This window comes from Limnofasciculus baicalensis BBK-W-15 (assembly GCF_024178385.1).
Classification (GTDB): Bacteria; Cyanobacteriota; Cyanobacteriia; order Cyanobacteriales; family Coleofasciculaceae; genus Limnofasciculus; species Limnofasciculus baicalensis.
The window spans coordinates 1-8,242 of record NZ_JAMZMM010000275.1 but is presented as its reverse complement, the minus strand read 5'-3'; the positions used below and the strand labels follow the sequence as shown (position 1 = coordinate 8,242).

Genomic DNA, 8,242 nt, shown 5'->3' with positions numbered 1-8,242 from the left:
CTTGCTCTCCCTTCCCGAATCTTGCTCCCCCTTCCCAAATCTTGCTCCCCCTTCCCTCGTAGGGAAGGGGGCTGGGGGGTTAGGTTTTTTAATAATAATTCAGCTAATTAGCCTAGAAGATTTAAGCGCTATTACTGAAGTCACAACTTTTAAGGAAATGAGATAATTGAATATGTCAACCGTTTAGCAAAACAGGTAATCAAAGAATGACACAAGATAACAAAGATTTTAACAATAAAGTAGAGGGTGCAGCATTAGTTGCTGGGGGAACCGCAGCAGGTGCTGGTGTCGCTGCAACTGTAGGAGGAATGGGATTAGTGGGCGGATTTGGTGGAGTAGCGATTGGGATGGCTCCTGTTGCGGCGGCAGGTGCTGTTGTGGGTTCCGCTGCTTATGGGGCGAAAAAGGCGATAGAAGAGGGAGATGCGACAGCTTTGGGTGCGGTAGCAGGTGGCGCAGCAGTTGGCGCTGGGGTTTCCGCAGTAGTTGGTGGTATGGGTTTAGCCGTAGGTGGAACCGCTGTGGCAGTAGGAATGGCTCCCGTTGCAGTGGCTGGTGCAATAGTTGGATTGGCTGCTTACGGATTAAATAAATTAACGAAGTCGGGAATTAAACCTAAAACTCGCAGGGGCACAGAAGACTGGCTTCTCTAAGAAATGGTTGAATAAATAATGGCAAAAAATTCTCCTAATCCATTCCAAAAAATGGTGCGCGGTGTACTTCGAGATTTGGTAAACCAGGTTAATAGTAAAAAAGCAGATAAATCATCAAAGCGAAAGACTAAAAAATCTACTCCTACCAAATCAAAAACCAAACCAGAGCAAGAAGGAAAAAAGCGATCGCGTCATATCCCTGGATCAGTTCGTGTTTCAGTTTTGCACAGAGATGGCTACAAATGCGTTTTCTGCGGTCGTAATTCCAAGGAAGTTCCACTAGAGGTCGATCATATCATTCCTTTTGTTAAAGGTGGTAGTCACGATCTCAGTAACTTGCAAACTTTGTGTTTTGACTGTAATCGGGGGAAAGGTGCGCGTCGCTTGATATAAACGGCACAATCATCTATAACAATCGCCAAGGAAGTCGGGATTAAAGCTAAAACTTTTAGGAAACTAGAAGTTTTAGCTTTAATTCTTTCTAATTCTTTAACAGGACTTACGCAAAATCTGTCACTAAACTATATATATAGTAGGTGCGTTACATAACGCACCCTACAGATAGCCTAAATGCGTAAGTTCCATTTAAGCAATCGCGTATCCAGATGCGATCGCGATATTCGTCTAGTGTATCCATTTGACTATAGCCTTTTATACTCAACTAAAATCCGGACAAGGGTACTCCAAATTAAATCCAGTAATCGCATTAACAATTACCGATTTTGAGATGTTCGCCAATCGGGATAAGGTGATTTCTCATTTTGCCTTTGCTGATATGGATGATTCTTTTGTTTATCGGGATAAACCGCTGGAAATGGTATTTGTGGAATTACCTAAATTTAAGAAAGAGTTGGGAGAGTTAGAGAGTTTAACTGATAAATGGATTTACTTTATGAAACAAAGCAGCACCTTGGAAGCTATACCAGAAACCATGGGTGCTATTCCCGAAATTGAGAAAGCGATGAGAATTGCTAATTTAGCTAACTTGAGTCTGGAAGAGTTGGAAGATGTAGAGAAGGAGCAAATGTTGATTGAAGATAGACGGGGAGAAATTCTGAAAGGGAAAGAAGAAGGATTACAAGAAGGACAAGTCAGATTAATTATACGCCAATTAGAACGTCGTTTAGGAGCAATCGATCCTGATACCCAAACTCGGATTAGTGAATTATCCATTGAACAATTAGAAAATCTAGGTGAAGCTCTGTTAGATTTTAGCACTTCAGCAGATTTAATCGCTTGGTTACCGGATGGCAACAAGTAACAAAAATCTCTCTTTCCAATCCCACTCCCTATAAAGTTTATCCCTCCGTCTTCCCTAAGAAAATTTAAGCCATTTATACGATGCCATAACCCTTAACTTCAGTCTAAGCTAAGATTAATAGAATAGACAACAAAACAATATGACAGATAATTCAAAAGAAAGTGTCGTTTTTATCGCTGGCGGTGCTGGTGTTGGTGCTAAAGTTTATGCCGCAGTTGGTGGTATGGGATTAGCGGGAAGTTTTGGTGCAGTCGGTATAGGAATGATGCCAATGGCAGTAGCAGGTGGAGTTGCTGGTGCAGCAGTTTATGGGGCATTTAAAGCAATTGAAGAAGGGGATACTGCTGCTTTTGGCGCAATCGGAATTGGTGCAATTGGAGGTATAGGAATTTCAGCGGCGGTGGGGGGAATGGGATTGGCTGGAAGTTTTGGTGCGGTGGGAATTGGGATGGGTTCGATGGCTGCTGCTGGGGGAGTAGTTGGATTAGGTATTTATGGCTTATATAAAGCAGTTAAACAACAACCTGGGCAACGGATGGCGGGTGCAATTGATGCTTTTGCACGGATGGAAAGTAAAGTTTTTGAACAGGAATATTATACCCAAGCGCTTTTAGAATTAGATCCAGTATGGGCTGAATCGGCTTGGGAACAAAAATTTACTGCCTGGGAACTTGAGGCAGAATTAGAAGCGCTAAAGAATCAAACCTTTACATCATCTAATTCTACCACAAACAAATCTAATTTCACCACAGATTTACCACCTCAGACAAATCAGACTGCTGCTTCTCCAACTGAAACTGCTGTAGTTCCCATTGAGACTAAAACATGGAAATGTCAAAAAATACTCAAAGGGCATACAGCCGGAGTTAATACTATTGCTATTAGCCCCGATGGAGAGACAATTGTCAGTGGCAGTGACGATAAAACAGTTAGTCTATGGAATCTGAATACCGGAAAACAAATATTTACATTTTTTGGGCAAGAAAGACAAGTTTATGCTGCCGCAATTAGCCCTGATGGAAATATGTTAGTGACTGGTGGTTTAGATCATAAAATTACCAGTTGGCAGCTTAATACTAAAACATTCTTACGTCCCCTATTATCTCCTAATTCTCCTTACAGTCATCTAGGATTTATTTCCTGTCTTACTTTCAGCCGCGATCGCAAAATTCTGGCTAGTGCGAGTGGGGATAAAACTATCAGGCTGTGGGGCGGGTATAGTGGAGAACTAAAACGCACATTAAATGGTCATTCAGATACAGTTTATGCTATTGCCATCAGTCCCGATGGAGAAATGATTGCTAGTGGTAGTGCCGATAAAACTATTCGAGTTTGGTCATTAAATAGTTTTGAACAACCACGTATTTTAACTGGACATTCGGGTTGTGTGACTGCTGTTGCTATTACTCCCGATGGTAATATTCTGGTTAGTAGCAGTATGGATGGTACTATTAAATTATGGGATATCTTCAGTGGAGAATTACTCCGCAGCATCAATGGAGAATCGGATCAAATATTGTCTATCGCAATCGCTCCGGATGGGCAAACTATTGCCAGTGGAAGCAGTAACTCAGTCAAAATTTGGCATCTATATACTGGTAAATTACTAGGTACTCTTTCTGGGCGACATCCTGTGGCTTTTAGTCCAGATGGACAAAAATTAGTAACTGGAAGTCAGGGCGGTTTAATGAAAATTTGGTGTCAAATCTTAGGTGATGATAAATCCAGCTTTAATCCTCTGGTATCTGGGGAATGGTGGGAAGTGTTAGGCATAGGTGTTGATGCGGATGCGGATACAGTAAAATTAGCTTACCGTGCCTTAGCCAGACAATATCATCCCGATCTTAATTCTGCGGCTAGTGCGATCGCAAAAATGCAGATAATTAATCGGGCTTATGAGGAGTTTCTGCAAAAATTCAGCAAAGCTTCGTAGCACAGGCATCTTGCCTGTGTCTCTTGTTTAAGTGCGATCGCTATAATAACTACAGATACAACAGAAGATTTAATCGCTTGGTAACCAAAAGTCCCACTCCCCACTCCCCACTCCCTACTCCCTATTAAAAAATTAGGTTATCTTAAAAAGAAGCCTAAATCTGGCAATCTTACCCAGACAAGGGATATTGTGCCTCATGAGTCAGGCTCATGTTATGGTGCAAAAGTGGAGTAACGGGGAAAAATTAGCTTCAACTCGGATGAGTCAAGTGGGGATGATAGAGGAATACTATAAAATTCTGGGTTTAAAACCGGGCGCATCCTTAGTGGATGTGAAGCAAGCCTATCGGGAATTAGCCATGATTTGGCATCCGGATCGCTTTTATAACCATCCTCAACTGCGAGAAAAGGGAGAAGAGGAACTTAAAAAGATTAACGAAGCCTACCAAGAGCTAAAAAACTATTATTCTATTTTACCACAAACCGATTCCTCCATCGATATTGATGCTCAAAGTTATTATAAGCGAGGAATGGAGTCGGGGAAAAGTGGGAAATATCAGGATGCGATCGCAGATTTTAGTAACGCCCTGTGGCTGGATGAAAATTATGTGAAAGCTTACAAATATCGAGGGTTGGCATATTCTCAATCTGGAGAATACCATCATGCGATCGCAGATTTCACTAAAGCTGCCGATTTATATTGGCAAGAGGGTATTTTAGAGGATTACTATGATGCTCTCCTCTCCATTAGTAGGTTACATAATTTAGTCTTGCAACCACTCCAAGACAAGTGGCGTTGTATCCGCACGATCAAGAGTCATACTTATTTTATTTATGCCGTTGCTATTAGTCCGGATCGGCAGACGCTAGCAAGTGGTAGTAGTGAGGGTACAATTAAGTTATGGAACCTGGGGACAGGGAAAGAATTCCGTACTCTTAAAGGCGATAATGGCTTATTTGGATATATTCAGGCGATCGCAATTAGTCCCGATGGACGAATTCTCGTGGGTGGCAGTAATGATAAAACAATCAAAGTTTGGCAGATCAGAAATGGGCGAGAATTGCGGACTTTTTCTGGACATTCCGGTTTTTTTGCCGGAGTAAAGTCTGTCGCCATTAGTCCAGATAGTCAAATTATCGCTAGCGGTAGCGATGATAAAACCATTAAACTCTGGAATCTAGAAAAAGGCCGAGAATTCCATACCCTTACAGGTCATAATGGTGGAGTAAATGCCCTGGCAATTACTCCAGATGGTAAACTGATCGTTAGTGGGAGCGATGACCACACAATTAAGTTATGGCAAATAAATAAAGGAAGAGAATTGCACGCAATTCGCGGTCATAAAGATATAGTAACTTCTGTAGCGATTAGTCCCGATGGGCAGATTCTAGCCAGTGGTAGCGCCGATCGTACTATAAAATTATGGCAGATGAGTAGCGGACGAGAATTGCGATCGCTAAAAGGACATAGCGAAGCCGTAAACTGCCTAGTCTTTAGCCCAGACGGACAGATTTTGGCAAGTGCCAGTGCTGATAATACAGTAAAATTATGGCATTTAGGAAAAGGACAAAAATTGCGTACTCTTAAAGGTCATACTGGCTCGGTTAACACACTAGCAATTAGCCCAGATGGACAGATAATTGTCACAGGAAGTACCGATAAAACAATTAAGATTTGGCGCTGCGACTAGTTTTTCCCCATTCCCCCTAAAAGTTATGAGTTTTTAGTTCTCAATTTTGAATTAAAACTCAAAACTCAAAACTCAAAACTCTCCCCCCACTCCCCCTAAAAGTTATAAGTTTTTAGTTCTCAATTTTGAATTAAAACTCAAAACTCAAAACTCAAAACTCAAAACTCAAAACTCAAAACTCTCCCCCTACTCCCTCTTAATCATGGACGGATTTTTAAACTTAAACAAACCTGCTGGATTCACCTCTCACGACTGCGTTGCTAAAGTGCGCCGTCTACTACGGATGAAAAAAGTAGGACATGGTGGCACCCTAGATCCTGCTGCGACAGGAGTCTTACCTATTGCGATTGGTAAAGCCACCAGACTATTACAATATATGGAAGAAGATAAAGGATATCACGCCACAATTAGACTAGGAGTAAAAACAAATACAGATGATTTAGAAGGAGAAGTAATTGCTAGTCAATCTGGTAGTGAATTGACACTAGAAAAAGTATTGCCATTACTATCCCAATTTCAGGGAAAAATCCAACAAACTCCCCCTATGTACAGCGCAATTCAAGTACAAGGCAAACGCCTGTACGATTTAGCTAGAGCAGGAAAAGAGATTGAAGTACCAGTGCGAGAGGTAGAAATTCATCAAATAGAAGTCTTGAATTGGCGTGGGGGAGAGTTTCCAGAAATAGAATTAGCCATCGCATGTGGTACCGGAACATATATCCGTGCCATCGCCCGCGATTTAGGGACATCTCTGGGTATTGGCGGCACTCTCGCCTCCCTAATTCGTATCCAAAGCTGCGGTTTTAATTTAGCAGATAGTCTTACCTTCGAGGAATTAGAAACTCAATTACAAACTGGGACATTTTCTCCCATTCCACCCGCAGGAGCATTAACCCATTTACCTGTTATTACTTTACCCGCCGCAGATGCACGTCGTTGGTGTCAGGGACAGCATATTCTTTATCGGGATGGGATAGCAAATTTATCGAAAACTGCCATAAAAGTTTACTCCGAAGCTGGTTTATTTTTGGGCATCGGCGAGTTAGTTGAATCTGAAACGGAGGCGTTAGTAATTCCTGTTGTAGTTTTGGAGGCTAGTAGCCAATAAGCATGAATTGCTTCACAAATTAACCATAGGAATTACAAAAAGATCCCCTTAAATCTCCCTCATCTTAAACAAAATACCGTCAGCACCATAAGCAATAACGGTAGGCACTCCCCACTAACTTCATCATCAGCTTTTCAACTTCTCAGGGGGATTGCCCACCCTACATCCCACTCAGTTAAACAAAATACGGTCAGACTCAGATGAAATGAAAAATGTTGGTATCACACCTGGGCAAAAATAGCTAAACAAAAACACATCAACAAAAAATTCAGCGCTTGGGTAAGCGCCGATAGTAGTCATCAGGGTACATCTACTGGGTCTCTCATCGGGCAGATTTCTCACTCTGTCAGGAAAAATCAAAGCTGAGAGAGTTAGGTAGATCCATATATTTATAATGGTCTATTTGAGATTCTTTATCAAGATCAGTTTGGAGCCTATCCATCACCGATCTTAAACTGATCTTGACAATTGACTCCATTTAGGTATCAGAAACTTAGTTATTCTCCTCCAGCCACGCCAAGCACTTCTGCATCTCTTCAAGCATAGTTTCTCTATCGGCATGATATCGTCGTCCATGTCCCGGCAAAACCCACTCAAAATCAAATGTGGCTAAATAACCCATCGATTTAACTAATTCTGGCCAAGAATACCAACAAGCCTGACGAAAGGCATAAAGATGATTAAGTTGACTAGAGTAAGCCAAATGATCGCCACTAAAGAGAAATTTTTGGTTGTATAGTAAAACAGTGTGACCTTTAGTATGACCTGGTACTGGAATAATTAATAAATCTGGCCCAATTTGTACTGGCTCCCTACCCGCGAGCTGAATTTCCACATTGCTAGTTTTGGCAGTAATATCGTCAGTATGAAGAATGCGCTCGCAGCCAAAATGCTTGTGAAACTTCTCATGATCCGCAACATCATCTCGATGGGTAAGATACATATAGCGAATCGAACCCATTTTTTCTAATTGCTTCACCAAAGGCGGAGCAAACCGAGGAGAATCCACCAAAATATTTCCTTCTGGCAGGACAATCAAATAACTAGCAGCACCATAAGAATTTTCAGAATGATAACCGCAGTGGAAAATATTCTCAGCTACGGGAATAGGAAATGTACCCTGGGCGGCTTTAATATCATGGGGCTTTTCTACCGTACCAATGGAAGCCGTCGGACAAGATAGTAATGCCTGGATTGCTACCAATCGTTCCGTTTCGTTCATCGGTTGATGGTAAACTGCTGACTGTTCATCCTGACGAGCAAAAACTATTGGTGCCATCCACCGACAAGTATCGCAGTCAATGCAGGTACTATCGACATAAAAATCCCCGCTGATATTTTGGGAACGGCGTTGATTCAGGTGAGCCATTTTTTTACCCTCGTTTTCATTTTCAATATATATCTAATATACAAAAATGCCCTCTAACGCAGGGTTGAGAGAGCATGGTGTGGTTTTGAGGTGTGAGAAGTAAATCGTAAATATAAATCTACTTAACAACACTCTAGCGACCAAATATGACAAGGCTGTGACAATCTGATGACAATTTTGCGATGCTCTCCTCCTTGAGTTTAACAAAGGGGAGTGGGGAGTGGGGAG

At 41.7% G+C, this 8,242-nt stretch carries 7 protein-coding genes; 6 read left to right on the top strand and 1 reads right to left on the bottom strand.

Annotated features, from left to right (window positions below):
* Positions 1-206: 206 nt before the first annotated feature.
* The 6 genes from NJ959_RS21625 to truB all read left to right on the top strand — a co-directional run bounded on the left by NJ959_RS21625 (position 207) and on the right by truB (position 6,645).
* Positions 207-653: a hypothetical protein gene (locus NJ959_RS21625; protein ID WP_254013813.1), complete on the top strand. Its 447-nt coding sequence runs from the start codon at positions 207-209 to the stop codon at positions 651-653.
* A gap of 18 nt (positions 654-671) precedes the next feature.
* Positions 672-1,046, top strand: a complete 375-nt coding sequence (locus NJ959_RS30480) for an HNH endonuclease (RefSeq protein ID WP_309242682.1) — start codon at positions 672-674, stop codon at positions 1,044-1,046.
* Positions 1,047-1,290: 244 nt separating this feature from the next.
* Positions 1,291-1,914: an Rpn family recombination-promoting nuclease/putative transposase gene (locus NJ959_RS21615; RefSeq protein WP_254013812.1), complete on the top strand. Its 624-nt coding sequence runs from the start codon at positions 1,291-1,293 to the stop codon at positions 1,912-1,914.
* 139 nt (positions 1,915-2,053) lie between these two features.
* The gene (locus NJ959_RS21610) at positions 2,054-3,847 is read left to right on the top strand and encodes a WD40 domain-containing protein (protein ID WP_254013811.1); all 1,794 of its coding nucleotides are present in this window, start codon (positions 2,054-2,056) and stop codon (positions 3,845-3,847) included.
* A gap of 196 nt (positions 3,848-4,043) precedes the next feature.
* The gene (locus NJ959_RS21605; RefSeq protein WP_254013810.1) at positions 4,044-5,537 is read left to right on the top strand and encodes a WD40 domain-containing protein; all 1,494 of its coding nucleotides are present in this window, start codon (positions 4,044-4,046) and stop codon (positions 5,535-5,537) included.
* A 202-nt stretch (positions 5,538-5,739) separates the two neighbouring features.
* Entirely contained in the window at positions 5,740-6,645 is a 906-nt protein-coding gene (truB, locus tag NJ959_RS21600) for a tRNA pseudouridine(55) synthase TruB (protein ID WP_254013809.1), read from the top strand.
* A gap of 493 nt (positions 6,646-7,138) precedes the next feature.
* On the opposite strand, the gene NJ959_RS21595 is transcribed toward truB, so the two are convergent.
* Positions 7,139-8,014, bottom strand: coding sequence for an MBL fold metallo-hydrolase (locus tag NJ959_RS21595; RefSeq protein ID WP_254013808.1), 876 nt, complete (start codon positions 8,012-8,014; stop codon positions 7,139-7,141).
* Between the last annotated feature and the right edge of the window lie 228 nt (positions 8,015-8,242).